The 24,870-nt window shown below is 61.3% G+C and carries 24 protein-coding genes; 4 read left to right on the plus strand and 20 right to left on the minus strand.

The genetic code is table 11. The features are described from left to right. The first annotated feature begins 27 nt into the window (after positions 1 to 27). Positions 28 to 1,593 (plus strand): peptide MFS transporter, encoded by a 1,566-nt coding sequence (locus HBN54_RS10525; protein ID WP_168673151.1) that lies wholly within the window; start codon positions 28 to 30, stop codon positions 1,591 to 1,593. 273 nt (positions 1,594 to 1,866) lie between these two features. On the opposite strand, the gene HBN54_RS10530 is transcribed toward HBN54_RS10525, so the two are convergent. The 17 genes from HBN54_RS10530 to HBN54_RS10610 all read right to left on the minus strand — a co-directional run bounded on the left by HBN54_RS10530 (position 1,867) and on the right by HBN54_RS10610 (position 18,071). After that, the gene (locus HBN54_RS10530) at positions 1,867 to 2,565 is read right to left on the minus strand and encodes an IS630 family transposase (protein ID WP_235955479.1); all 699 of its coding nucleotides are present in this window, start codon (positions 2,563 to 2,565) and stop codon (positions 1,867 to 1,869) included. Then, positions 2,562 to 3,032 (minus strand): helix-turn-helix domain-containing protein, encoded by a 471-nt coding sequence (locus HBN54_RS10535; protein WP_168673152.1) that lies wholly within the window; start codon positions 3,030 to 3,032, stop codon positions 2,562 to 2,564. Before HBN54_RS10535 ends, HBN54_RS10530 begins: the two co-directional genes overlap by 4 nt. A gap of 157 nt (positions 3,033 to 3,189) precedes the next feature. Continuing rightward, positions 3,190 to 4,836, minus strand: a complete 1,647-nt coding sequence (gene groL / locus HBN54_RS10540) for a chaperonin GroEL (RefSeq protein ID WP_168673153.1) — start codon at positions 4,834 to 4,836, stop codon at positions 3,190 to 3,192. A 52-nt stretch (positions 4,837 to 4,888) separates the two neighbouring features. Then, entirely contained in the window at positions 4,889 to 5,179 is a 291-nt protein-coding gene (gene groES, locus HBN54_RS10545; protein ID WP_168673154.1) for a co-chaperone GroES, read from the minus strand. A gap of 258 nt (positions 5,180 to 5,437) precedes the next feature. Next, complete coding sequence (gene secG / locus HBN54_RS10550) at positions 5,438 to 5,860, minus strand: preprotein translocase subunit SecG (RefSeq protein ID WP_168673155.1); 423 nt, start codon at positions 5,858 to 5,860, stop codon at positions 5,438 to 5,440. Positions 5,861 to 5,887: 27 nt separating this feature from the next. Continuing rightward, the gene (locus HBN54_RS10555) at positions 5,888 to 7,585 is read right to left on the minus strand and encodes a hypothetical protein (protein ID WP_168673027.1); all 1,698 of its coding nucleotides are present in this window, start codon (positions 7,583 to 7,585) and stop codon (positions 5,888 to 5,890) included. 218 nt (positions 7,586 to 7,803) lie between these two features. Next, the gene (locus HBN54_RS10560) at positions 7,804 to 8,292 is read right to left on the minus strand and encodes an LptE family protein (protein ID WP_317170206.1); all 489 of its coding nucleotides are present in this window, start codon (positions 8,290 to 8,292) and stop codon (positions 7,804 to 7,806) included. Between the two features lie 70 nt (positions 8,293 to 8,362). Continuing rightward, on the minus strand, positions 8,363 to 9,658 hold the full coding sequence (locus HBN54_RS10565) for a sigma-54 interaction domain-containing protein (RefSeq protein WP_168673157.1): 1,296 nt from the start codon (positions 9,656 to 9,658) through the stop codon (positions 8,363 to 8,365). Positions 9,659 to 9,680: 22 nt separating this feature from the next. Further along, entirely contained in the window at positions 9,681 to 9,902 is a 222-nt protein-coding gene (locus HBN54_RS10570; RefSeq protein ID WP_168673158.1) for a type II toxin-antitoxin system HicB family antitoxin, read from the minus strand. A gap of 18 nt (positions 9,903 to 9,920) precedes the next feature. Beyond that, positions 9,921 to 10,187, minus strand: a complete 267-nt coding sequence (locus HBN54_RS10575) for a type II toxin-antitoxin system HicA family toxin (protein WP_168673159.1) — start codon at positions 10,185 to 10,187, stop codon at positions 9,921 to 9,923. After that, the gene (miaB, locus tag HBN54_RS10580; RefSeq protein WP_168673160.1) at positions 10,184 to 11,620 is read right to left on the minus strand and encodes a tRNA (N6-isopentenyl adenosine(37)-C2)-methylthiotransferase MiaB; all 1,437 of its coding nucleotides are present in this window, start codon (positions 11,618 to 11,620) and stop codon (positions 10,184 to 10,186) included. Before miaB ends, HBN54_RS10575 begins: the two co-directional genes overlap by 4 nt. A gap of 153 nt (positions 11,621 to 11,773) precedes the next feature. Next, positions 11,774 to 13,051: an aminodeoxychorismate synthase component I gene (gene pabB / locus HBN54_RS10585; protein ID WP_168673161.1), complete on the minus strand. Its 1,278-nt coding sequence runs from the start codon at positions 13,049 to 13,051 to the stop codon at positions 11,774 to 11,776. 52 nt (positions 13,052 to 13,103) lie between these two features. After that, a complete protein-coding gene (locus HBN54_RS10590; RefSeq protein ID WP_168673162.1) occupies positions 13,104 to 14,588 on the minus strand; it encodes a DUF3808 domain-containing protein in 1,485 nt (494 codons plus the stop codon). A 184-nt stretch (positions 14,589 to 14,772) separates the two neighbouring features. Then, the gene (locus HBN54_RS10595) at positions 14,773 to 15,534 is read right to left on the minus strand and encodes a zinc ribbon domain-containing protein (protein WP_168673163.1); all 762 of its coding nucleotides are present in this window, start codon (positions 15,532 to 15,534) and stop codon (positions 14,773 to 14,775) included. Beyond that, positions 15,524 to 16,645, minus strand: a complete 1,122-nt coding sequence (locus HBN54_RS10600; RefSeq protein ID WP_168673164.1) for a Nif3-like dinuclear metal center hexameric protein — start codon at positions 16,643 to 16,645, stop codon at positions 15,524 to 15,526. The genes HBN54_RS10595 and HBN54_RS10600 overlap by 11 nt, the downstream gene beginning before the upstream one ends. Positions 16,646 to 16,677: 32 nt before the next feature. Then, a complete protein-coding gene (locus tag HBN54_RS10605) occupies positions 16,678 to 17,367 on the minus strand; it encodes a uracil-DNA glycosylase family protein (RefSeq protein ID WP_168673165.1) in 690 nt (229 codons plus the stop codon). 17 nt (positions 17,368 to 17,384) lie between these two features. Continuing rightward, positions 17,385 to 18,071, minus strand: coding sequence for a DUF6992 family protein (locus tag HBN54_RS10610; RefSeq protein WP_168673166.1), 687 nt, complete (start codon positions 18,069 to 18,071; stop codon positions 17,385 to 17,387). 145 nt (positions 18,072 to 18,216) lie between these two features. Here HBN54_RS10610 and lpxK point away from each other — a divergent pair, with 145 nt between their 5' ends. From lpxK to miaE, 3 genes are read left to right on the plus strand one after another with little or no spacing between them, the layout of a single operon-like run. Continuing rightward, the gene (lpxK, locus tag HBN54_RS10615) at positions 18,217 to 19,257 is read left to right on the plus strand and encodes a tetraacyldisaccharide 4'-kinase (protein WP_235955480.1); all 1,041 of its coding nucleotides are present in this window, start codon (positions 18,217 to 18,219) and stop codon (positions 19,255 to 19,257) included. A 55-nt stretch (positions 19,258 to 19,312) separates the two neighbouring features. Continuing rightward, on the plus strand, positions 19,313 to 21,349 hold the full coding sequence (locus HBN54_RS10620) for a putative porin (protein ID WP_168673167.1): 2,037 nt from the start codon (positions 19,313 to 19,315) through the stop codon (positions 21,347 to 21,349). Positions 21,350 to 21,356: 7 nt separating this feature from the next. After that, entirely contained in the window at positions 21,357 to 21,956 is a 600-nt protein-coding gene (gene miaE / locus HBN54_RS10625; protein ID WP_168673168.1) for a tRNA-(ms[2]io[6]A)-hydroxylase, read from the plus strand. 63 nt (positions 21,957 to 22,019) lie between these two features. Here the strand turns inward: miaE and fahA are convergent, their stop codons facing one another. The 3 genes from fahA to HBN54_RS10640 all read right to left on the minus strand — a co-directional run bounded on the left by fahA (position 22,020) and on the right by HBN54_RS10640 (position 24,846). Next, positions 22,020 to 23,306: a fumarylacetoacetase gene (gene fahA, locus HBN54_RS10630; RefSeq protein ID WP_168673169.1), complete on the minus strand. Its 1,287-nt coding sequence runs from the start codon at positions 23,304 to 23,306 to the stop codon at positions 22,020 to 22,022. A gap of 172 nt (positions 23,307 to 23,478) precedes the next feature. After that, the gene (locus HBN54_RS10635) at positions 23,479 to 23,712 is read right to left on the minus strand and encodes a NifU family protein (protein ID WP_168673276.1); all 234 of its coding nucleotides are present in this window, start codon (positions 23,710 to 23,712) and stop codon (positions 23,479 to 23,481) included. Between the two features lie 30 nt (positions 23,713 to 23,742). Next, positions 23,743 to 24,846 (minus strand): Mrp/NBP35 family ATP-binding protein, encoded by a 1,104-nt coding sequence (locus HBN54_RS10640; protein WP_168673170.1) that lies wholly within the window; start codon positions 24,844 to 24,846, stop codon positions 23,743 to 23,745. Positions 24,847 to 24,870 lie beyond the last annotated feature (24 nt).

The raw sequence follows: 24,870 nt of genomic DNA on the forward strand, positions 1-24,870 counted from the left end.
TTTATTTCTCACCCCTAGTTTCCTTCAATGCAAACCACTTCTGCTCCCCTAGAGCAATCTGCGGAATCCACGAGCCACCCGCGCGGCCTATACCTGCTGTTCGCCACCGAAATGTGGGAGCGATTCAGCTACTATGGCATGCGCGCCGTGCTGGTGCTGTTCCTCACCAAGGCCATGATGATGGACAAGGCCTTCGCGTCCAAATTCTACGGCGGCTATACCAGTCTCGTCTACCTCACGCCGCTCATCGGTGGCTTCATTTCGGACCGCTACTGGGGCAACCGGCGTTCCATCCTCACCGGCGGCCTGCTGATGGCCCTGGGCCAGTTCACGCTCTTCTTCTCGGCCTCAAACTACGGTCCCGAAAGCACCCACGCCTTCAGCCACTGGATGTTGTACCTCGGCCTGGGCGTGATGATTGTGGGCAACGGCTTCTTTAAGCCCAATATTTCGAGCATGGTGGGCTCCCTCTATAGCCCGGCCGACAAGCGCAAGGACGCGGCCTACACCATCTTCTACATGGGCATCAACCTGGGCTCTTTCATCGGCAACACCATCACCAGCCTCATCGGCGACACCGGCAATCCCGCCGATTTCCGCTGGGCTTTCCTGGCCTGCGGCATTGCCATGCTGCTGGGCACGGTGGTTTTCAACTGGGGCAAAGACAAGTACCTGCACACGCCGGAAGGCGTGCAGGTGGGCGAAACGCCCGCCATTTCGGGTGGCATCATGGGTGTGTATGCCCTGCTGCCGGTGCTGTTGGCCATTATCCTGGGCATTCTGTGGCTCGACTCCAACAAGCTTTCCGTCATTGCCCCACTGCTGGGCATTGCAGTCATCGGCATTGCTTTTATGATTTTCAGCGATAAATCCCTGAGCGGGGCTGATATCAAAGGCATCATGGTGATTTTCATCGTGTCGTTCTTCGTGGTGTTCTTCTGGGCGGCGTTCGAGCAGGCTCCGGCTTCGCTCACCTTCTTCGCCGATGAGCAGATGAACCGCACCATCTTCGGCTTCACGCTGCCAGCCAGTATCTTCCAGAACCTCAACGCCATCTTCGTGGTGGTGGGCGCGCCGCTCATGGCCATGGTCTGGACGGCCCTGGGCCGCCGCGGAGCCGAGCCGCCATCCCCCCTCAAAATGGCCATCGGCCTGGCCTTTCTGGCCGCTGGCTACCTGGTGATGTGCTTCGGCGTGCACGACCTGCAGCCCGGCGTGAAGGTGAGCATGTTCTTCCTGGTGGCGCTCTATTTTCTGCACTCCGTGGGCGAGCTTTGCCTGTCGCCCATTGGCCTCTCGTTGGTAAATAAGCTGGCTCCCGCCAAATTCGCCTCCCTGCTAATGGCCGTGTGGTTCCTCGCCAACGCCGCCGCCAACTACCTGGCCGGCTACATGAGCAGCCTCTACCCCGACCCCAAATCGACGGCCCCCGCCCCGGTAATTCTCGGCTACCACATCACCAGCCTCTATGATTTCTTTATGGTGTTCGTGGTTTCGGCCGCCGCCGCTGCCCTCATCCTGTTCCTCATCAGCGGCAAGCTGGCCAAGATGATGGATGCCCGCAACTACCCCGCGCCCGTCGCGCAGGCGTAAGGCAGCGTCTTTTTTTAGCTCCTGAAAAAGCCTCCGATGCAGTTGCATCGGAGGCTTTTTCGTGTGGTGTTCCGCTGGCCGCAGTCCGCTGGCCGCAGTTTAGCGCGAAGCGCGTAACTGCTGGCCTTGGGTAAGGCGAGTTTGCAACTCGCCGTTGGTTTGGCAACCGCCAGCATTATGTGCCTATGCCTGGTGGCCCTTGCGTTGTGAGTCACAGACTCACCTTATCATCGGCGCGTAGTTACGCGCTTCGCGCTAAACTACGGCTAGTGCTTAGTCAGGGGAGTTAGTTACCCTAATTTTCTGGTAATGTCGGTCGAGTTTGGTGCGGGCTTTTTCCAGGGTGAATTGCCATTTGACCGTGGCCCGGGCCGCATTCCGCTCGGCCACGCAAGCGGCGACGTGGGCCGTAAGCTCGTCCAGGGTGGGGATGCGCTGGTGCAGGCACTGGCGGGCGATGGCCGAGAGTTCGAGCTCGACCATGTTGAGCCAGGAAGCATTTTTGGGCGTGTAGTGTACCTCGAAGCGGGCGGCTAGGGCACGGGCCTGCGCGGCGGGCAGGTGCTGGTAGAAGACGGCGTCGGTGTGGGTGTTGAGGTTGTCCTGCACGAGCACGATTTTCGTGGCCTGCGGGTAGTGAGCGGCTAGTCGCTGCAGGAAGCGGCAGTAATCGGCCCCGGTGCGGCGGGCCGAGACCTCGACCAGGCGCTGGCCCGTGCCCGGCTCGAAGGCCGCCAGCAAACAGGCCGTGCCTTGGCGCACGTAGGTGCTGCTCTCGCGCCGGGGCCGCCCGGCTTTGGCCGGTTGCTCGTCCGTGGCCGGCTGGGCCGGCACCGGGGGCAGGGGCTCGACGGGCTGGCCGTGGAGCACGCAGGGGCGCTCATCGAAGCAGACGACGGGAAAGCGCGGGTCATGGGGCTGCTCGTAGACGGCCAGCACGTCCTCCAGCCGGGCCACGAAGGCGGCGTTCATCGCCCCCAGGCACCCGTGCTGCTGGCGGTGGGGCTGCAGTTCGTTTTTTTGAGCACCTGGCGCACCGTCTCGTGCGAAATCGTGTCCACCAGCGCCAATTCCACGGCTTTATCGGCCAGTAGGCGCAGCGTCCAACGGCTGTACCCCACCGGGGCCGGCGTGCAGGCCAGCGCCGTCACGGCCGCGCGCTGCGGGTCGTCCACGTGCAGCGGACCGCCGCTGCGCGGGGCCTCGGTCAGGGCGGCTTTCCAGCCGGCTTCTTCATAGCGGCGGCGCACCTTGCTGACGGCCTGACGGCTGAGCCCAACGGCTTGACCGGCGGCTTGTTGGCCGATACCGGTGGCCAGGGCCAGCAGCGCCTGCGCGCGGCGCACGGCCCGCACGGGTCGACGACCGGTGCGCGTAAATTTTTCGAGGGCGGCTTGGTCAGCAGCCGGTAGGGCAAAGGGAGTAATTGGTCGGGCCATGGGCTCCCAACTCCAAGCCCTTTATTTTGTTGTCTAATTCCCTTGACGCAGCACTAGCGGCGGACGGGACAATTACACAAAAAAAGTCCCGCTGGCAGTGCCAGCGGGACTTTTCAAGCTAATAGCTAAGGGCTAAAAGCTGGGAGCTAATGCAAGATTACATCATGCCGCCCATGCCACCCATACCGCCCATGCCGCCGTCGCCGTGGCTATGGCCAGCATCCTTGGGCTCGGGCTCGTCCGAAATCACGGCTTCGGTCGTCAGCAGCAGGCCGGCGATGGAAGCAGCGTTTTCGAGGGCCAGACGGGTTACCTTGGTGGGGTCGATGATACCAGCGGCCACCAGGTTCTCGTAACGGTCCTCGCGGGCGTTGTAGCCGAAGTCGGCTTTGCCTTCGCGCACTTTCTGCACCACTACCGAGCCTTCGCCACCAGCATTGGCCACGATGGTACGGAGGGGAGCTTCCAAAGCGGTGCGGATGATGTTTACACCGGTACGCTCGTCAGCATTGTGGGTATCCACGGCGGCCAGGGCCTCGATGGCGCGCACCAGGGCTACGCCACCGCCGGGTACCACGCCTTCCTCAACGGCGGCGCGGGTGGCGTGCAGGGCATCGTCCACACGGTCTTTCTTCTCTTTCATCTCCACTTCAGTCGAAGCGCCGATGTAGAGAATAGCTACACCACCGCTCAACTTAGCGAGGCGCTCCTGCAGTTTCTCCTTGTCGTAGTCCGACGTGGTGGTTTCCATCTGGGCCTTTATCTGGCTGATGCGGCTGGTGATGGCCTCTTTCGAGCCCTTGCCGTTCACGATGGTCGTGTTGTCCTTGTCGATGATGATTTTCTCAGCCGTACCGAGGTATTCCAGGGTAGCGTTTTCGAGCTTGTAGCCCTGCTCTTCGCTGATAACGGTACCACCCGTGAGGGTAGCAATGTCTTCCAGCATGGCCTTGCGGCGGTCGCCGAAGCCGGGAGCCTTCACGGCCGCGATTTTCAGCGAGCCACGCAGCTTGTTTACTACGAGCGTAGCAAGGGCCTCACCGTCAACATCTTCGGAGATGATAACCAAGGGCTTGCCGGTCTGGAGAACCTGCTCCAATACGGGCAGCAGCTCCTTCATCGTGCTCACCTTCTTGTCGTAGATGAGGACGTAGGGCGACTCGAACTCAACCTCCATTTTCTCGGGGTTGGTCACGAAGTAGGGCGACAGGTAGCCGCGGTCAAACTGCATGCCTTCCACCGTCTTCACTTCGGTTTCGGTGCCACGGGCTTCTTCCACGGTGATAACGCCTTCCTTACCCACTTTGTCCATGGCATCGGCAATCATTTTGCCGATTTCCGCGTCGTTGTTGGCCGAAATCGTACCCACCTGGGCGATTTCCGAGTTGTTCTCGATTTTCTTCGACTGCGACTTCAGGTTGGCAACTACGGCGATAACCGCCTTGTCGATGCCGCGCTTCAGGTCCATCGGATTAGCTCCGGCGGCCACGTTTTTCGAACCGGCGGTGTAGATGGCCTGGGCCAAAACCGTAGCCGTAGTGGTGCCGTCGCCAGCCTGGTCGGCCGTTTTCGATGCCACTTCTTTCACGAGCTGAGCGCCCATGTTCTCAATCGGGTCACGCAGCTCAATTTCCTTGGCTACGGTCACACCGTCCTTGGTGATGGTGGGCGCGCCGAATTTCTTGTCGATAATGACGTTGCGGCCTTTGGGGCCGAGGGTCACTTTCACGGCGTTCGCCAGTTTGTTCACACCGGCCTGCAAGCGGGCGCGGCCTTCGGTGTCGAATTGGATGTTCTTAGCCACTGCTGGAGGGAATTAAGAATTAATAATTAAGAATTAGGGATTTTCGGCGGGCCTAGAGCACCGCGAAAATGTCCGACTCGCGCATGATGAGCAGGTCCTCACCGTCAACGGTGATTTCGGTGCCGGCGTACTTACCGTAGAGCACCTGGTCGCCCACTTTTACCTGGGGCTTGATGATGGTGCCGCTGTCAGCGGTTTTGCCTTCGCCCACGGCCACTACTTCGCCACGCTGGGGCTTCTCCTTGGCCGTATCGGGGATGATGATGCCGGATTTGGTTTTCTCCTCGGCGGCGGCGGCGCGAACAATTACGCGGTCGGCCAGCGGTTTCATGCTAAGTGCCATTTTGGGTGTGTTTGGGTTGGATTAAGTTGAAATACTAGGTGCCCGGCCCTGTCTCATTTCCCGTGCCAGCGCCACAAACCTGACAAAATGGGCAAGTTTTATCAATGAAACGTGGCAGAAGTGGCGGATGTGCCGGTGCCAGTGGCTGGTCCTGCCGCGCAATACGACCGCATCGGCCCGGTGTTGCGCTCAACAAAAAAGCCGGTGCCTCTCGCTAGAGAAGCACCGGCTTTTGCAGGTTCAGAATGGGAGCCGCGACTACTGAGCGGGCGTGTTGGCCGGCGCTGGCGTGGTGGTGCCAGCGGGAGCAGTAGCCGGTGCAGTAGCGTCGGGGGTAGTAGCCGGCGCGGTAGCATCGGGGGCAGCGGGGGCCGGAGCACTCGGAGCCGTAGGAGCCGGCAGCTTGGTTTCCAGAGCGCGCTGCTGGTTCACGCTGCGCACCGGGCCACCGCCGGTGGAGGTGAGCATGTGCGAGCCGAGCGACAGCACTACCAAGCCAATAGCGAAGCCCCAGGTGAGTTTTTCGAGCAGGTCGCCGGTGCGTTTCACGCCCATCATGCTGGCCGCGCCGCCGGCGCTAAACTGGCTGGAAATTCCACCCCCTTTGGGGTTTTGGGCCAGTACCACGAGGGCCAGCAGGAAACACACCAAGAGAATGAGGATGATTAGAGCAGTGTACATGAGGGGTAAAAAAGCTGAAAAAGCAAATTACGCTGAAGGTTGCAATGATTGAATCTGGGCTGCAAAGTACGCCATTTTTTCCGGCTGCTTCACCATGAGCTTTTCATAAATCTCAATGGCCCGGGCCGTTTTGCCCTGCCGCACGAAGATGCGAGCCAGATTTTCGGAAACCAGGTCGGGTTCGGCGCGGGTGCTGCGCACGCTCAGGTCGGGCTGGCCGCCGGGCGCGGGCGGCAGCATGCCGGGCCGCGTGAGGCGCGGCTGGCGCTTGAGGAAGTTATTGATGAGGTCGGCCTTATTGGGCAGCTCCGGCGGTACCGGGCAGTGCGTGGCCCAGTGGTCTAGCAGCAGCGGGTCGGGCTCGAAGAAGGTACCGGTGGGCGGAAGCGGCACGGCCGGCGGCTGGGCGGCCGCGACCACGGCGGTGGAGGTTTCGGCGGCTTCGGCCTTGGCAATCAGCAAGTCGAGTAGCTGCATGGACAGTCCCAGGCGGCTACTTTCTCCGAAAGCGTAGCCCACCATGGCGTCGCCGGTGAAGGCGGCCGGGGTGAACACAGGCGCGGCCGGAACCAGTGCCGCCAAGGGCAACGCAGTAGAGCTAATCAGGCTGCGGGTAACGGCCGAGGCCGCCCATTCGTCAACCAGGCCCGGTAGCTGATAGGTAGGCGCGATGACCGGTGACGCATCAGCCAAACCAAACTCAAACCGGGCTTCGCCCACCTCTACCGGTGGCCGAATGGCGGGGGCCTGGGCCGGCAGCTCGTCGGCTGCTTCAGCTAATTTGAGTGCTTCGGCGGGCAGCGCGGCGGGCGTTTCTACTGTTTCGGCCAAGGTGGTTACCATGATGGTAGCCTCTTCCAGGTCGACCAATAGAGGTAAATCCACCAAGGCTGGCTCCACCGGAATTACCTCCACCAACGGTATTAATGCTTCCGGTTTAGCCCCTAGCGAAGGGCTTTCGGGTATTGCTGGCAACGCCGCCACCGGCACTTCCGGAATCACCGGCACCGGTTCCGGCGCAATAAATGCAACTACGGCGGGGAGGACTTCAATGGTAGCTGCCGGAGCTACCGGAATGGCAGGAGCTGCGGGCAGCGGAGCAGCGATTGTTAACGAGTGTTCCGCATCGACAGCGGCGGGAGCTGCAACTGATGACTGCGCTTCCGCAGCTGTCGCAACCGGTTCGGATATTACCTCCGGGATAATGGCTGCCAGTGGTGGTGCGGGTGCTGCTACCGGTTCGGGCGTCACCTCAATTACCACGGGTGCTGGCGGTGGCGCGGGTGCTGCCACTGGTTCGGGTATTACCTCAATTGCTTCTATTACCACTGCTGGCAGCGGTGGCGCGGCAATTTCGGCGGCAGCTGGTGCTACCGGCTGCGGGAGGATAGCCGGCGCGACTTCGGCGGCCGGGGCTGGCTCGGCGGCGGCCGGGGATTCAATGGCGGGCGCTGCTTCGGGCGTCGCAATAGCGGCGGGGAGGGGCTCGGGCTCTACCAGCTCGATGAGGCGGCGCAGCAGGCTGCGGTCGGCGGCGTAGGTGGCGGCACGGCGCAGACGCTGGCTGGCCAGCATGGTGCCCTGGTCGTGGGCGGCTTTGGCCAGCAGCAGGTGCGCCGTCTGGCAGTAGGGAAATGCCTGGGCCAGCTGCTCAAGCTCGCGCACTTCGGCCGGACCCAGGGAAGTGGGGCGGTCGAGAACGTGCAGGAGCGTAGCGCGGGTCACGGATGAAAAAGGCAGTTAAAGTGGTGAGAGAATAACGACTGGTATTCGCGGCAAAACCGTTAATCAGCGTATTCGGACCCATTAAATGGGGGTGCAACATTACGCTAATTTACGCAGATACCCCGGCTGCTACGGTGCTGCTAATTGATATTTCCCGAAAAATTAAGCACGTAATTTCTCCGCCGCCTCACTACTTCAGCCCCCAATTTATTCGCCGACTACCAGTTAGCTACCGACTTATTGAAAATGTCGGTAATGATTTTATCCGTGGTGGTGCGCACGGCGGTGGGGTCGTTGTTGATGGTCGAAATATTGCGGTTGGCCGCGTAGTCGTCGAAATTCTGGAATACCTGCTCGAAGCTCTGCTTGTCGTCCTTGGTGTTGGTGAAGCGCATTTTGACCTGAATGGTGAGGCGGTTCGAGCCGGCCTGCGACACGCCGTTGACCTGCTGAATGGAGGCCGGGGCAAAGTCGTAGGCCACAATGTTGCCGTCGAATTGCAGGTCGCCGTCGCGGGGCACGAGCTTCAGGTTGGTATTGCGCTGGAAATAATCCTTCAAATCCTCGGTGAAGCGCTGCGTCAGAAAGGCCGGCCCCGAGGGCGAGTTATTCTGAATAGTGGCAATGGAAATGGTACGCACCGCCGGGTCGATGTTGGTGCCGTTGAACGAGTACGCGCCGCAGCCGGTCAGGAAGCAGCAAGCCACAAGCCACAAGCCGCAAGTCACAAGCCAGCCGGTAGCTTGCCGCTTGCTGCTTGTGGCTTGTGGCTGATTCTTAAACTTGCTCCAGGTCATATTGCTTGAGTTTGCGGTACAGGGTGCGTTCCGAGATGCCCAGGTCGTGGGCGGCGTATTTGCGCTTGTTGTTGTGCTTCTTCAACGCCTTGAGAATCATCTCGCGTTCCTTGATGTCGAGCGAGAGCGTTTCCTCCTCGGTTTCGTGCGAAATATCCTCCACCGGAGTTTCATCGTCGTAGCTCGTCGTCGGCTCGTTTTTATACGGGTTGGGGGCGGCGGGCAGGAAATACTCGGCGGCTTCCCGGTTGTCAAACGCGCCGGAAGGTGCCGTATTGTTATTGCTGAAGAGGTGGCTGTTCTGGCGCAGCAGCTCCTGGGCCTCGTGGGGGCGCTGGCCGGTGGCCAGCTCCAGCACCATTTTCTTGAGGTCCGTCATGTCGCGGCGCATGTCGAACAGGATTTTGTAGAGCAGGTCCCGCTCCGAATAGCCGGCCGCACCGTCGGGCGCGCTGGAGCCCAACAGCATGGGCAGGCGGCTGGTCTGCTCCTGCGGCAGGTAGGGAGCCAGGCGGCGGGCATCAATATCGCGCTCAGTTTCGAGCACCGACATCTGCTCGGCGATGTTCTTGAGCTGGCGGATGTTGCCGGGGAAACGGAAGCGCGTGAGCACCGGCACGGCGTCGGGCAGCAGCGTGATGGGCCGGGTGCGGTAGCGCTCGGCCGCATCCGAAGCAAACTTGCGAAACAGCAGGTAGATATCCTCGCCGCGCTCGCGCAGCGGGGGCACCGTAATCGGCACCGTGTTGAGGCGGTAGTACAGGTCTTCGCGGAAGGTGCCGGCCTGCACGCGGTCGAGCAGGTTCACGTTGGTGGCAGCCACCACGCGCACGTCGGTTTTCTGCACCTTGCTGGAACCCACCCGAATAAACTCGCCATTCTCCAGCACGCGCAGCAGGCGGGCCTGGGTGCCGAGCGGCATCTCGCCGATTTCGTCCAGGAAAATGGTGCCGCCGTTGGTTACCTCGAAATAGCCCTTGCGGGCCTCATTGGCGCCGGTGAAAGACCCTTTTTCGTGGCCAAACAGCTCGGAGTCAATCGTGCCCTCCGGAATCGCGCCGCAGTTGATGGCAATAAACTGCCCATGCTTGCGCGGCGAAAGGGCATGGATAATCTTGGAAAACGACTCCTTGCCCGACCCGCTTTCGCCGGTAATGAGCACCGTCATATCGGTTGGCGCGACCTGCGCGGCCACCTGAATGGCGTAGTTCAGCGTCGGTGCATTACCGATGATGCCGAACCGGAGCTTGATGGATTGAATTTCTTGCGTAGTCAAAGGAAAGTCGGGTTAAAGGCTGCTAGGCAGCTATTTGCAGCCGTTCGCGCGGGGCTGGAATCTCACGGCCCAGCTCGTGGGCAAAATCCATCCATTCCTGAATGATAACCAGCACATTGGCGAGTGCCGCTTCCTGCGTCGGACCATCTGCCATGCAGCCCGGCAAGTCAGGTACTTCCACAATGAAAGCCTGGTCTTCGGCGCTCCAATACAGCACAACCGGGTAATGATGAGGGTCGAACATGGCGGTTGAATAAGAGCGTTAAATGGTGTCCAGTTTCAGCGCTGCCCGGTATTTTAACAAAATTGAGCGCACTTGTTTGGCTTGATACGGTTTCACCGCATTGCCGATGGCCGGCTGGATATTGATTAAATCGTCGATACCGGCTTTGCCAAATAAATGGTGGCTGCCTCGTATTCTTTTTTCGAAACCCAGTGCCTCAAGCAACAAAAACAGCGCATTAAAGTCCAGCGTCTGGTCATGTTGTCCCGAAAGCAGTTGCGCCAGAAACTTCTGGCGCCGGCTCATGCAACCGTACCCAGCAACGTACTGGCCGAGCTCGAATGCACGAGCACATTCACGTAATCACCTTTCTTGAAATTGCCTTTCGGAAAAATGACAACCTGGTTCTGGCTGTTGCGGCCGCTCAGGTCGTCTTTCGAGCGCTTCGAGAAGTTCTCAACCAATACTCTATGTACCTGGCCCACGGAGCGGGAATTGCGCTTGGCACTGTAAACCTGCTGAACATCAATTAACTCCTGCAAGCGGCGCTTCTTGGTTTCGAGCGGAATATCGTCCTCCAGCTTGCGGGCGGCCAGCGTACCGGGGCGCTCCGAATAGAAGAACTGGTAGGCCATGTCGTACTGCACGAAGTGCATCAACGACTTCGTGTCCTCGTGCTCCTCCTCAGTTTCGGAGCAGAAACCGGCAATCATGTCCGTCGAGATGGCGCAGTCGTCGCCCAGAATTTCGCGGATGCGGTTCACCCGTGCCTCGTACCAGGGCCGGTCGTAGGTGCGGTTCATAAGGGCCAGCACGCGGGAGTTGCCGCTCTGGGCCGGCAGGTGGATGTACTTGCAGATGTTCTCGTGGCGTGCCATGGTATGCAGCACTTCGTCGGTGATGTCCTTGGGGTGCGAGGTGGAGAAGCGCACCCGCAGCTCGGGGCTGATGAGGGCCACGCGCTCCAGCAACTGGGCGAAGTTGACGTGCTCGGTGCCGTCGGCCGAAGCCCACTTGTAGGAGTCCACGTTCTGGCCCAGCAGGGTCACTTCCTTGTAGCCGGCCGCCACCAAGTCGCTGGCTTCCTGAATGATGCTGTGGGCATCGCGGCTGCGCTCGCGGCCCCGGGTGAAGGGCACCACGCAGAACGAGCACATGTTGTCGCAGCCGCGCATGATGCTGATGAAGGCCGACACGCCGTTGCTGTTCAGGCGCACGGGCGTGATGTCGGCGTAGGTTTCCTCGCGGCTTAGCAGCACGTTCACGCCCCGTTGCCCGCCATCGACCTGGCTGATGAGGGCGGGTAGGTCGCGGTAGGCATCGGGGCCCACCACGAGGTCCACAATTTTGTCTTCTTCCAGAAACTTGCTTTTCAGGCGCTCGGCCATGCAGCCGAGTACGCCCACCAGCATGCCGGGCTTGCGCTTTTTGTGCGCGTTTATCTGCTTGAGGCGCATGCGCACGGTCTGCTCGGCCTTCTCGCGGATGGAGCAAGTATTGAGCAGCACGAGGTCGGCGTTGGCGAGGTCGTCGGTGGTGTCAAAACCTTCGTCGAACAAGATGCTCGACACGATTTCGGAATCCGAGAAGTTCATCTGGCAGCCATAGCTTTCGATGTAGAGCTTGCGCTGACGGCCGGTGCGGGTGGCGGCCGTTACCCGCACCTCGCCGCTGGGCGTAGCCTCGGCGGTGGGGGCGGCTTTATCTAAAAAATCAAGGGTTAGCAGGGGTTGGGCCATATTCTAAACGCTTTTCGGCGGACGACAAAGATACGCCGGCCGAAGCTAAAATGACAGAATGGCAGAACAATGTAGGGGCGGGGCTCGTCCCCGCCCGTCGTTAAACGACACCCGTTCGATTCGTTCAACGACGGGCGGGGGCAAGCCTCGCCCCTACGCAATACTCGTTCCCAGTACTTCCAGTAAAGCCCGGGCTTTCAACAGGCACTCCTCATACTCGCGCTCCGGGTCGGAGTCGTAAGTAATGGCGGAGCCGACCTGGAAGCTGAGGTAGCCGGTATCCTGCCGGTACTGAAGCGAGCGGATAACGACGTTGAAATCGAAACTTCCATCGGCTCCCACGTAGCCGATGCTGCCGCTGTAGAGGCCGCGCCGGCTGCTTTCGTAGTGCTCGATGAGTTGCATGGCGCGGATTTTCGGCGCGCCCGTCATCGAGCCCATGGGGAAAGTGGCGCGGAGGATTTCGGCCAGGCTGGTGCCGGGGCGCAGGTCGGCGGTGACGGTCGAAATCATCTGCCAGAGGTGGCGGAAGGGGTAGAGGCCGAAGAGTTCGGGCACGCGCACTGTGCCGGTGCGGGCCACGCGGGCGAGGTCGTTGCGCACGAGGTCCACAATCATCAGGTTTTCGGCCCGCTCTTTCTCGTCGTGCAGCAGGGTCTGGCGCTGCTGCTCATCGGCCGTCGGCGTGGCCCCGCGCCGGATGGTGCCCTTGATGGGCTGGGAAACCAACCGGCCATCGTGGTGCGACAGAAACCGCTCGGGGGAGGCGCAGAGCAGGAAATGCTCGTGCCAGCGCACGAAGCCCGCAAACGGCGCGGGCGATGCCTGCATAAGCTGCCAGAAAACCGCCACGGGGCTCAGCGTCACGTGCTCGGCGTAGAATTCCTGGCAGAGGTTCAGCTCGTACACTTCGCCGTTGAGAATATCCTCCCGAATGGCCTCGACGGCCCGCAGGTAATCGGCTTTGGGCAGGCGCGGGTGCAGGGCGGGCACGGCCAGCGCCGCAGCGGGCGGCACGGGCTGCGCCAGAATCTGGTCTAAAACGCCATCCGTTTGCCCGTGAATCTCCAGCGTATCGGCCCGCCATACCAGCCAGGTTTCCGGCGTGAAGAAATGCAGGCGCGGCCAGGCAAACCCCGCGAAGTTCGCGCTCTGCAGGGCTTCAATGTCGTTTTTTAAATCGTAGGTCAGGAACCCAAAGCGCGGGGCCTCCGTGGCGAGCGGCCCGGATAAATCAGCCAGCGAATCAGGGCTGCTGTTCCCCGTAGCGGCCACCGCCAGTAGGCGCTTAAATGCGCCGTGCGGATATTCCAGGTCATTGGGCTCGAAGTAGGTGCAGTGCGGGAAGTCCGCGCCCCAGAACAGGGCCCGCACCCGAAAATCGGCGGGCAGCTCGTGCAGCGGAATGGTTACGGGAGAGGTTGCAGGCACAGCTAGAAAGACGGTTGATGCGGCATTTTTCGACGATAAAGGTCGGACCGGGCTACTTCAACTCCCGCAGGGCCAGTTTGGCTTTGGCATCGGTGCTGTTTTTGTATTCGTGCCAGGGGTAACGCAGCGCCCGCTGAAAATAAAGGCGCGCCGTGGGCTTGTTGCCCACGCTTTGGGCCATGTATCCCTGTTGCAGAGCAGCCTGGGGGGCGTAGTAATAAGGGGCTTTGGGGCCCGCCTCGGTCTGGGTTTGCTCGAAATAGAACCAGGCCGAATCGAGCCGGCCCAGGCCCTGGTAGGCGCGGGCCCGGCGGTAGGGGGCCTCAATGCGGTCGCGCCAAAGCGTGGCCTGATTGGCGTGGAAGGCCCGCAGCGTACTGAGCGCCTCCCGGTCGTAGCCCCCGTCGGACTGCAGCCGGGCTTTAGTGAGGATGGGGTTGAGGGCCGTGGCCTCTTGGTAGTAATGCTGGGCGTACACGTCCTCCTCCACATCGGCCGGGCCGGCCTGATTGATGAGCGCCCGATATTTGGCTGCGGCCGCCGGTTGCCCACTCAGCCACATGGCCAGGTAAAGCTTGAAGGCCGCGTCCTTGCGGTAGTGCTGGCCCCGGAACTCGTGCAGAAACGCCAGGTTTTCGCGCTCCGAAGCCGCGTATTCGCCCCGGTAAAGCAGCAGGTCGGCGGCCATGTGGTGTAGGTAGGCAGTGGGCAGGTAGCCGGGACCGGTGGGCCGGGCGCGATAGGCGGCCAGGGCCGCCGCACCGTGGTGTTGGCGTTTTTCCACGCTGGTGCGCAGGTAGGCAAACAGCAGGTTGTCGGGCTGTTGGGTGGTGAGCTGCTCGGCTAGGTGCAATGCTTCGGCGGGCTTTTTATAGTAGCTTTCCCGAATCAGGGCCAGAAAAATCTGGCTTTCGAGCTGGAAATCATTTGGCTGCGCGGCGGCCTGGCCCAGGCGTTGCAGGCCCGTATCCGAGTTAGCCGTGAGGCCCAGCAGGCGCAGCAGCCAGTGGTAGCCCTCGGGCAGCGAGCCCACTGCAAACTCGCAAACACCCAACGTTTTGCGGGCCGGCAGGAAGTTGGGGTAGTGCTTCACCACGTCCTGCATCTGGTGGTAGCCGCTGCGCAGGTGGTAGCCCCCCACCACCAGGTGCTTGAATAGCAATTGGCTCAGCCCCAGGTGCAGCGTGATTTCGGCCCGGGCGTAATCGCGCAACGCGCTGGCCGGCGCATCATCCAGCGCGTCGAGGCGGGCTGTCTGCGTGGCCGTCAGCGCATCGTAGCGGCTGGCATCCTGGGTGATGAGCAGCTCCACAAAATCGGCACAGTTGGCCACCAGCAGGGGGGCGGGGGCGGTGGGCGCACTGGCCAGCTCGGGCCGGAGCAGGGCGCGGGCCGCGTCGAGGCGCAGCTTCATAACTTCCGCGTAAGCGCGGCGGCTGTTGGTGCTGAGGGCTTCGGGCTTCTGGCTTTGCGTTTCGGGCTGTGCGCTGTTATCGGCCAGCTGCCAAGCCTCAATGGCGTGAGGTAGATTCAGCACGCTTGCCTGGGTTAGCAGCGGCCCCGTCGCCAACGCCAATACCAGCCCCCCGCAACGAGCGAAGGCGCTAAGCGCAGCAACGGAGAAAGCACGACCAACCATGAAACGACAAATACCAAAAGCCCGGCAACAAAAAAGGAACGGCACTGCCGTTCCTTTTTTCAATTCATAAAGCAACCGAAAGCTACGCAACACGCGCTTCCACGTCGGCCAGAATCCGGCCGCAGTGCTCGCACACGATGATTTTCTTGTGCGAGATGATGTCGGCCTGGCGCTGGGGCGGCACCGTGTTGAAGCAGCCACCGCAGGCGTCGCGGCGCACCAGCACCACGGCCAGGCCGTTGCGCACGTTGCCGCGAATGCGGGTGTAAGCCGTCAGCAGGCGTTCTTCCACCGGCTTGGTAGCTTCCTCGCGCTGGGCCATGATGTTGCGCTCTTCCTCTTCGTTTTCCGAAATAATGGTGTCGAGCTCGCTCTTTTTGGTGTCGAGGTCCTTGCGGCGCTCGTCCAGTTTCGACTTCGTACCGCTGATTTCAGCGTTTTTCACGTCAATCTGGTACTGCGACTCCTTGATTTTCTTATCGGCAATCTGGATTTCCAGGCGCTGCAGCTCAATTTCCTTGGCAATGGCTTCGAACTCGCGGTTGTTGCGCACGTTCTGCTGCTGCTCGTCGTACTTTTTGATGAGCGTTTCGGCATCCTTGCTGGCTTGCTTGCGGCTCTTGATAAAGTCGTTCAGGCCCTGAATGTCCTCGTCGAATTTCTTCACACGCACCTCATAGCCAGCAATTTCGTCTTCCAGGTCGCTCACTTCCTCGGGCAAATCGCCCCGCACGCGCCGGATTTCATCGAGCTGCGAATCGAGGTGCTGCAAGGTGAGCATGGCTTCGAGCTTGGCGGCTACGGGAACGTCGGCGGGAGCCACGGCGGCACTTTTAGCAGTCATATTGAACGGGGTTCGTAGGGGTTTCAGCGATTAAGACCGCAAAAGTACGTTCAAATCCGGCCGTTAGCAAATCCCGGAATACTTCGCCGGTGAACTGTTCGCTCTCAAAATGGCCCACGTCGCAGAGCATCAGTTGGCCCTCGGCCCCAAAAAACTCGTGGTATTTTACATCGCCGGTCACGTAGGCATCGGCCCCCGCCGCCCGCGCCGCGCCGATGAGAAACGCGCCCGCTCCCCCGCAGATGGCCACCGTTTTAATTGGTTTTTCAAACGCCGTGTGGCGCACCACGGGCACCAGCAGCTGCTGCTTCAGCAGCTGCCGGAACGCGGCCGGGGCCAGCGCCTCGGGCAGCTCGCCCACCAGGCCCGCGCCTATTTCCTGATGCACGTTTTCGAGCTTAATCAATTCATAGGCAACCTCTTCATAAGGGTGCGCGGCCCGCAAGGCCCGCAGCACGGCCGCCTGCCGGTGCAGCGGTAGCAGCACTTCGAGGCGTAATTCGGCCACGGCTTCGGGCTGGTTTTGGGTCCCGATGGCGGGCTGCGTGCCCGTGCCGGGCGTGAAGGTGCCGGTGCCTTCGGTGCGGAAGCTGCAGTCGGAATACTGGCCCACCTGGCCGGCCCCGGCGGCGTAAAGGGCGGCCAGCACGCGGCCGGCCAGGTCGGTTTGCTGGTCCTCGGGCCGGTTGGGCACGTAGGTAATGAGGCGGGCCAGGGTGCCGCTTTGCGGGGCCAGTACGCGGGTTTTTAGCAGGCCAAGTTTTTCGGCGAGCTTGTCGTTGACGCCGCCGCGCACGTTGTCGAGGTTGGTGTGGGCGGCGTAGATGGCCACGTCGTTTTTGAGGGCGGCAATGATGGTCTGCTCCACTTCATTGGCTCCGGTGAGGCGCTTGAGGGGCCGGAAAATAACCGGGTGGTGGGCCACCACCACGTTGCAACCGCGCCGCACGGCCTCGGCTACGATGGCCGGAGTGCAATCCAGCGTTATCAGTACACCGGTTATTTCGGCCTGCGGGTCGCCGCATTGCAGGCCGGCGTTGTCGTAGCTTTCCTGGTAGGCGAGGGGCGCGGCGGCTTCCAGCAGGCGGGCAAGGTCTTGAACGGTGGGCACTTTGGGGAGAGGGTTGGGTTTTAAATGTTGCGTTATGAGTTGGGCAGGCAGCGGCCCAGCATCTCTACATAGTGTGCTACGTTCGCGGCCTCATCCCGGCTTTTGTACTGCATGAGGTAGCGCGGGTGGTCGAGCACGATAATTTCATCGAACAAATTAAGCTCGGCGTTGAGGCGCTTGAAGAATTCGCCGTTGCGCTTGCCCAGGCTCACAGCCACATCGCGGCGCAAACCTAACACTTCTACCTGCTGGCGCAGCGAAAGCCGAATATCCGGCCACAGGGCTTTGGTGAGGGCGGGGGAGTCGTAATAATTGTAGTTAAGGCCATTTTTCAGCAGCACCAGTGGGTATAATGACCCCACATAAAAGTGCTGATAGAATGCCGCCGGCCCACCCATTTCCGCAATGACTTTGTACACGAATTGGGTGGAGGTTTCGGGCCGCTGCCGGGGCAGGTCGTGCTCGATGCCGCACAATTCGGCCAGGGCCGTGGGGTCGGTGAAGGCGACGCCGGTGCGGCCCATGCCCAGCCGGCCGGGATTGATGCCCAGCACGGCCACGCGCGGCGGCGCTTCGGCGTAGAATTCAAGGGCAAACCGGCTCAGTAGGTCGAATACGGCCGGCTCGCGGAACGGGCTTTGGGCTTCTACCCCCGCCGGCAGGGCCGTGGGCAGGGGGAAAGTGCGCAGGAGGTGCGGAAGGGAAATAGCCAGATTTGGCATAGATTATCGAAGCATTATTAGGGAATAGCTGGAGTGGCCGTGCGATGCGCCGGGGTGCCCAAGGGCCATGTCAGGGCTACCGCGTCGGGGCCGATGCTAATTCGACTCAGCAACGGGTAGAGGGCCCGGGCGCCGTGCTGGTGGTGGGCCGCAAACTGCAATCCATCGAACAAAAGCAGGAATCCGCCTTGCAGCAGCAACGACTGCCCGTAGCCCCGCCAGCGCTCAGGGGAGCCCGAGGCGGTGGGATTGCGGCTTTTTTCGAGCAGGTAAACGCCCGTGGCCAGGTAGGCCACGTCGAGGCCGGCGTTGAACAGGTAGAGGTTTTCGGTGCGCAGCTGGGCGCGTACGTTGGTGGCGCGGTCGGCAGCCGGCTGCCGACTGGCCCGCCGGGCGGCCAGGTAGCCGGTGCCCGCCAGGGCCAGGTTAACGGCGCCCCAGCCAATATTCATCTGATGAAAATAGTGGGCCGAGCCTTCTGTTTGGCTCGTAGCAATGCCGCCGACTACTAAATTGCCCACGGCCCAGCCGCCCAATACCGCCAGCCCCCGCTGGTCGAGCCGGGTGCGCTCGGCCGCAAAAGCAGTTAGCCCAGTCGAGGAGGCGGGCAGCTGCCGGGGCAACGAATCGGCGGGGGCCTGCGCCCACGCGGGCACCATCGGGACCACGGCCAGCAGGCAGCCAAGCAGGAAGAACGAGCGCATGGAAATGGTAAATAGCGTGAGGTGAAGGGTTGGGGGCAACCGCTTCGGGGCGTATTTGTGCGGGTGGCCCGGCAACCGCCGTACTTTTGCGGGCCTTTGCTCCGGTAATAGTTCGCGCGTGCAGTCCGTTATAATCTTTTTACTGTTGCCGTTTTCCTGGCTTTACGCCGCCGTGCTGGCCGTGCGCAACTGGCTCTACGATATCGGCTGGAAACGGACCGAAACTTTCGCCGTGCCGCTGCTCAATGTGGGCAACCTGCGCGTGGGCGGCACTGGCAAAACGCCGCACGTGAGCTGGCTGGTGGAAAAATTGCTGCGCCAGGGCCACCGCCCGGCCATCCTCAGCCGGGGCTACGGCCGCCAGACCAAAGGCCCGCGCCTGGCCGGCCCCCAGGATTCGGCCGCGACCGTGGGCGACGAGCCCTGGCAGTATTTCGAGCAGTTTGCGGCCCACGGCGTGGTAGTGGCCGTGGCCGAGGAGCGCCGGCTGGGCGCGCACCTGTTGCTGCGCGAACACCCGGAAACCACCGTCATCGTGCTCGACGACGCCTACCAGCACCGCGCCGTGCGCCCGGCGCTCAATATTCTGCTCACGGAGCTGGCCCGGCCTTTTTATGATGACTACGTGCTGCCCGCCGGCCGTCTGCGCGAAAGCCGCGCCGGGGCCGCCCGGGCCGATGTCGTCATCGTAACCAAGTGCCCGCTCACCCTTTCAGCCGCTGACCAGCAGGCCGTCGCGCAGCAGATTCGGCGCTACAGCCGGCCCGGTGTGCCCGTGCTTTTTTCCGCTTACGAGTACGCCCCGCCCCGGGCGCTGCCAGGTGCCTCGGCTACCGTTTTGCCCGCCACCCCTGCGGGCCCCGCCCTGCTGCTGACGGGTATTGCCCAGCCTGGCCCGCTGCGCGAATACCTGGAAAACCAGGGCTATAACATTCGGCACCACGCCAATTTCCCCGACCACCACGCCTTCACGCCGGAGGATGTGGCGGCGCTGCGGGCGCATTGGCAGCCGGGCTGGCCTATTTTTACGACGGAAAAGGACGCCACGCGCCTGCTGGCTCCCGAATTGCGGGCCGCCCGGGCCGGGCTGCCGCTCTATACCATTCCGGTACGGGCGGCGTTTCTGGGCAGCGGTGGCGTGGTTCTGCGCCAGCTGTTGCCGCCCGTGCCCGCTGCGGGTGCTTGATTTACATTGACTTGACTGGCGGCAATATTGCCCGCCCGTCTATTTTGTTTCCTCCTTGAAGGCTCTGCAATCTCCTTTTTTACGCTCCTGGTCGTGCCTGTGGCTCCTTGTCTGCCTGTTGCTGCTGCTGGCCGCGCCCTGTGCGCGGGCCCAGGTAGTAGATGACTCGACCAAGGTGCTGTACGGCCCCAAAACGACCCGCATCATCTACGAGGCCGAGGTACTGCGCGATTCCACTTCCGGCACGCCGCTCGATACCACGCTCACCAAGTGGCCGCAGGCGCGGTTCTGGTTTCACGATACTACCTTCCAGCAGGATTTGGGTACGGTGGGCTCGGCCTCGCGGCCGCTGCTCTATCAGCCTAACTTTGAGCTGGGGGCCCGCTTCGGGCGCAATGCGTTCGATAAATACGCCCGCGATGCCCGCACGGTGCCGTACTACGATTCCCGCTCGCCCTATTCGTTTTTCCGGGTGGTGCAGTCGGGCGCGGGCGAGCAGGTATTCGAAATCAGCTACAGCCGCAGCCTGAAAAAAAACTTCAGTGTGGGCGTGGCCTACGAGCGAATTGCCTCCAATAAAGTACTGGCGGCCAAGGGTTCTCGCGATGGTCTGGTGGAGCATTCCAACCTGCTGTTTTTTGGTCGGTATCAAAATGACAACGAGCGATACCACCTGCTATTCAACTTCAGCAACGTGCGCCACCGGGCCCTGGAGCAAGGCGGTATCAAGCCGCTGCTGCCTGACGAAAAAACTCCGCAGGACCTCTTCAACTACGCCGAGCAGCAGGTATGGCTCACCCAGGCCGCCAACAACGAGGACCGTGACGAGCTCTACCTCACCCAAACCTACCGCCTGCTCGGGCGCGGCCTCACCGTCTACCACACCTTCGACGCCAAGCGCCAGTACAACAGCTTTGCCGATTTGGGGCTGGAAACGGTTCGCCCGTCCGATGGGTCGCTGGAGCGCTCGTTTTTCCCCAGCTCCTTCAACAGCCCCACCGCCACTATCGACCGGGCCGAGTACCGCCAGGTCGAAAACACCATCGGGGTGCTGGGCCGCACCAAAGCCGTCGAATACCGCCTCTACGCCCGCGACCGCGAGGCTTCCCTGGTCAGCCAGACGCTGCTCACCGGCTCTACCACTGCCAACCTGATGCTGCGCCAGCCCGTCCCGTCGCGCTTGTTCAACCAATTCTTTGTCGGGGGCACGGCCGCTTTCAACTACCGCACCATTTACGCCGTGGAAACGGCCGGCGAAGTCTACCTGCTGCCCCTGAGTGGCCTGAGTTCGGATAATTTCAGCCCCGAATACTGGTTTCGGGGCAATGTGCGTACCGGCCCGCTTTCGGCTGAGGTGCTGGCAAATTCCTATTCACCCACGCTCACCCAGCAGGAGTTCATCGGCAACCACTACGCCTGGAGCCACTGGAGCGGCAAATACATCAGCCCCGCCACCAATGCCGTCGATGGCACGTTTGATAAAAACATCAATACCCTGCAGTTTACCGGCCGCCTGCAGCTGAAGCTGCCCAGCCTGGGCCTCCTCACCAGCCAGCGCTTCGAGGCCAGCGTGAGCGGCGTAAACATCGCCAATCTGGTGTATTACGGTACCACGGGAGCCCCGCAGCAGCTCGGCACCAATCGGAATCTGGTCATCGCCTTTGCCCGCCACCGCACCATGCTGGGCCGCGTGGGCTTCGACAACCAGGCCACCTATACCAAGGGCGACAATGACTCTGAAGGTCTGCGTATTCCCAGCTTGGTAACCAATTCGCGGGTGTTTTACGAAAGCTACCTTTTTGGCAAAGCGCTGTTCAACCAGATTGGGGCTGAGGTTTATTATCAGTCCGCGTTCCGGGGCTACGATTATAGTCCCAGCAGCCAGCAATTCTACCAGCAGGACCATTTCACCATCGGCGCGCACGCCATTGCCGACGTGTTTTTTGTGGCCGATATCAAAACCGTTGAGCTATTTCTAAAAGTAGCCTACGTTAACCAGGGGCTTTATTCCAACGGCTATTACGCTTCGCCTTTTTACACCGGCTATCCGCGTCGGTTTCAGCTGGGCGTGAAGTGGAATTTCTTCAATTAGAAAGACGATGATAAAGGAAAAGACTATCCTCAAATTAAAGCTCAATACTGACCCGCGCTGGGTGAATATCGCGGAGAAAAATATCGAAGATATTCTGGTTGACCACGCCTGGTGCGAGCAGAAAGCCGCCAGCACCGGCATCAGCATGATTATCCATTATCCCGAGAAAACCCGCCTCGTGGATGAGCTCACCGACCTAGTGGCCGAGGAGTGGAGCCACTTCGAAAGAGTTATCCTGGAGCTGCGAAAACGCGGTTTTGCCCTGGGCCGCCCGCGCAAGGACGAGTATGTGGTGCAGCTGCTGGCTCATGTGCGCAAAGGCGGGGCCCGCGAGCGCCAGCTCATGGACCAGCTCCTGGTTTCGGCGCTAATTGAAGCGCGCAGTTGCGAGCGGTTTAAATTATTATGGCAAAATATCGCCGACCAAGAATTAAGTAAATTCTACTACGAATTAATGGTTTCCGAAGCCGCGCATTTCGTGAGCTACGTCGATTTAGCCAAAGAATATTGCGACCCGAAATTAGTGGAAGAGCGGTTGCAGGAATTACTGGTAATTGAAGGCGAAATCGTGACCAATTTACCCGTGCGCGACGACCGCATGCACTAAGAAGGGTTGAGTTTTAAGGGTTGAGTTTTGAATGAACCCTTAAAACTCAACTCTCAAAACTTCTTACAGCGCTGGCAGCACCGTGCCGCTCACCTCGCCAAAACCAATGCGCACGCCGTCCTTCTCCGCGTAGCCGCGCATGGTTACGGTGTCGCCATCGAGCAGGAAGCTCCGTTCCGAGCCATCGGCCAGGGGCACAGGGCGGGTGCCGCGCCAGCTCAGCTCCAGCATGGAGCCCAACGAATCAGGCGTGGTGCCCGAGATGGTGCCCGAGGCGTAGAGGTCGCCAGCTTCGAGGTTGCAGCCGTTGGAGGCGTGGTGGGTGAGCTGCTGCGCCATGCTCCAGTACATGAGCCCGAAATTGGCGCGGCTGATGGTGGTTTCGGGGCCGGTGGCGGGCGTGAGGGCTACTTCGAGGTGCACGTCGAAGTTGTGCGCGCCGCTTTGGCTCAGGTAAGGCAGGGGCGCGGGCTCCTGCGCGGGGCCGGCTATGCGGAAGGGCTCCAGCGCATCCAGTGTCACTACCCACGGGGCCATGCTGCTGCCGAAGTTCTTGCCCAGGAAAGGCCCTAGTGGCACGTATTCCCAGCTTTGCAGGTCGCGGGCGCTCCAGTCGTTGAACAGGCACAGTCCGAAGATGTGGTCTTCGGCTGCGTCGATGGATACCGTCGTGCCCAGCTCGGTGCCGGTGCCTACCACAAAAGCCATTTCCAGCTCGAAATCGAGCTGACGGCTGGGGCCGAAGGTAGGCGCGTCCTCGGTCGGAGCCTTGCGCTGGCCGTTGGGCCGGCGGATGGGCGTGCCCGAGGCCACGATGCTGCTGGTGCGGCCGTGGTAGCCAATGGGCAGGTGCCGCCAGTTGGGCAGCAGCGCGTTGGCGGGGTCGCGGAACATGGTGCCCACGTTGGTGGCGTGCTCGATGCTGCTGTAGAAATCGGTGTAGTTGGCCGGTTTTACGGGGCGCAGCATACGTACTTCGGTCTGGCGCAGGAGGCAGTCGCGCACCGCCAGCTCGTTGTCGCGCAGGCGGGGCTCGTCGTGGCGCAGCAGCTCGCTCACACGCTGGCGTACGGCGCGCCAGGCCGGCCGGCCCAGCCGCAGAAATGCATTCAGCGACTTCCGCCGAAATACCTTGGGCTGGGCATCGCCCAGCTCGTCCAAATCCTGAAAAAAACCAAATTGGCTGGCAGCGTATAAATCAAGCACATAGCCGCCAATGGCCACGCACAGATGCGGCCCGCGCTCATCGGTTTCGAACACACCGAAGGGTAGGTTCTGAATGGGAAAGTCATTTTCGGGGTGAATATCAATCCAGGAGTGAAGCGAAGGGGCGTTGAGTTCGTTGGGCATACGGGGGTGGTGGGGATGTCGAAGGGAGTCGAATAAAAAAAGTCATGCAGCGCGCAGCGAAGCATCTTTACCGCAATAGTAGCCCAATCGAAAGGATTACTGGCTGCGGTAAAGATGCTTCGCTGCGCGCTGCATGACGACGTTCTTTTGAGGGGAGAACGGAAGAAAAGCCCTAGCGTGCCTCGACGGCCGTGATTTCGGGCACGGCTTTTTTTACCGTGTCTTCCAGTCCGGCGCGGGTCATCGGCGACATGGGGCAAGCCCCGCAGGCCCCTTCCCATTCCAGTTGCAGCACGCCCTCGGGGGTGATGTTGGCTACGCGCACGTTGCCGCCGTCGGTGGCCAGGTAGGGGCGCAGGCTGTCCAGCGCAGCCTCTACGCGGGGCATGAGCGGATGGTCGAACATGGGGGAGGCGGCTTGATTTTCCACAGGTAGTTAGGGGTTCATTTGCACGACGGCCGTTTTGGGGGCCACGTTGTTGCGGATGCTCACCTGGCGGGCAACGGCCTCGGCCAGGTCGGCGAACATTTTGCCCACCACCGATTCCGGGTCGAGCACGGCCGGGCGGCCCTGGTCGCCGTTTTCGCGGATGCTCTGCACCAGCGGCAGCTGGCCCAGCAGCGGTACATCGTGCTGCGCGGCCAGACGCTGACCGCCGTTTTCACCAAAAATAAAGTATTTGCTATCGGGCAGCTCGGCTGGGGTAAACCAGGCCATGTTCTCCACCACGCCCAGCACGGGCACGTTGATTTGGGGCTGGCGGAACATCTGCAGACCCTTCTGGGCATCGGCCAGCGCCACTTTTTGCGGCGTGGTTACGATAACGGCCCCGGTCACGGGCACGGTTTGCACTAGGGTGAGGTGGATGTCGGAAGTGCCGGGCGGCAGGTCGAGCAGCAGGTAGTCGAGCTCGCCCCAATCTACTTCAGTAATGAACTGCTTGAGCGCCGACGAGGCCATCGGGCCGCGCCACACAATGGCACTTTCGGCCGGCGCCAGGAAGCCGATGCTCATCAGCTTCACCCCATATTTCTCGATGGGCTGAATCAGGTTTTTGCCGTTCGGCCCCTGAAAAACGTGCGGTGCCTGGTCTTCCACGTCAAACATGACGGGCATGCTGGGGCCGGAAATATCGGCATCGACCAGGCCTACTTTGGCGCCGGTAGCGGCCAGCGCCACCGCCAGATTGGCCGTGACGGTGCTTTTGCCCACGCCGCCCTTGCCCGAGGCAATGGCGATGATATTTTTGACGCCGGGCAGCAGGTCGCCGCGGTTGTTGCGCAGGGTGGTCACGCGCGAAGTCATGGTAATCACCACGTTAGCGTCCTTGTCCACCATCGTGTGGATGGCGCGCTCGCAGGCATCGTGAATGAGCTGCTTGAGCGGGCAGGCGGGGGTGGTGAGCACTACGGTAAACGCGACGGTGAGGCCGTCAATCTCAATGTTCTCAATCATGTTGAGCGTCACGAGGTCCTGGCCCAGGTCGGGCTCTTCCACGTAGCTCAGCGCTTTGAGAACGGCTTCTTTGGTTATGGTCATGGAGGAGGCAATGCGCCAAATGGC

Source organism: Hymenobacter artigasi (genome assembly GCF_012275535.1).
Lineage (GTDB): Bacteria > Bacteroidota > Bacteroidia > Cytophagales > Hymenobacteraceae > Hymenobacter > Hymenobacter artigasi.

Excerpts from the sequence above, each read along its gene's own strand:
- HBN54_RS10525 (WP_168673151.1), top strand. The coding sequence starts at position 28 with ATGCAAACCACTTCTGCTCCCCTAGAGCAATCTGCGGAATCCACGAGC.
- HBN54_RS10530 (WP_235955479.1), bottom strand. The coding sequence starts at position 2,565 with ATGAACGCCGCCTTCGTGGCCCGGCTGGAGGACGTGCTGGCCGTCTAC.
- HBN54_RS10535 (WP_168673152.1), bottom strand. The coding sequence starts at position 3,032 with ATGGCCCGACCAATTACTCCCTTTGCCCTACCGGCTGCTGACCAAGCC.
- groES (WP_168673154.1), bottom strand. The coding sequence starts at position 5,179 with ATGGCACTTAGCATGAAACCGCTGGCCGACCGCGTAATTGTTCGCGCC.
- secG (WP_168673155.1), bottom strand. The coding sequence starts at position 5,860 with ATGTACACTGCTCTAATCATCCTCATTCTCTTGGTGTGTTTCCTGCTG.
- HBN54_RS10570 (WP_168673158.1), bottom strand. The coding sequence starts at position 9,902 with ATGTTCGACCCTCATCATTACCCGGTTGTGCTGTATTGGAGCGCCGAA.
- HBN54_RS10575 (WP_168673159.1), bottom strand. The coding sequence starts at position 10,187 with ATGAGCCGGCGCCAGAAGTTTCTGGCGCAACTGCTTTCGGGACAACAT.
- miaB (WP_168673160.1), bottom strand. The coding sequence starts at position 11,620 with ATGGCCCAACCCCTGCTAACCCTTGATTTTTTAGATAAAGCCGCCCCC.
- HBN54_RS10595 (WP_168673163.1), bottom strand. The coding sequence starts at position 15,534 with ATGACTGCTAAAAGTGCCGCCGTGGCTCCCGCCGACGTTCCCGTAGCC.
- HBN54_RS10605 (WP_168673165.1), bottom strand. The coding sequence starts at position 17,367 with ATGCCAAATCTGGCTATTTCCCTTCCGCACCTCCTGCGCACTTTCCCC.
- HBN54_RS10610 (WP_168673166.1), bottom strand. The coding sequence starts at position 18,071 with ATGCGCTCGTTCTTCCTGCTTGGCTGCCTGCTGGCCGTGGTCCCGATG.
- miaE (WP_168673168.1), top strand. The coding sequence starts at position 21,357 with ATGATAAAGGAAAAGACTATCCTCAAATTAAAGCTCAATACTGACCCG.
- fahA (WP_168673169.1), bottom strand. The coding sequence starts at position 23,306 with ATGCCCAACGAACTCAACGCCCCTTCGCTTCACTCCTGGATTGATATT.
- HBN54_RS10635 (WP_168673276.1), bottom strand. The coding sequence starts at position 23,712 with ATGTTCGACCATCCGCTCATGCCCCGCGTAGAGGCTGCGCTGGACAGC.
- HBN54_RS10640 (WP_168673170.1), bottom strand. The coding sequence starts at position 24,846 with ATGACCATAACCAAAGAAGCCGTTCTCAAAGCGCTGAGCTACGTGGAA.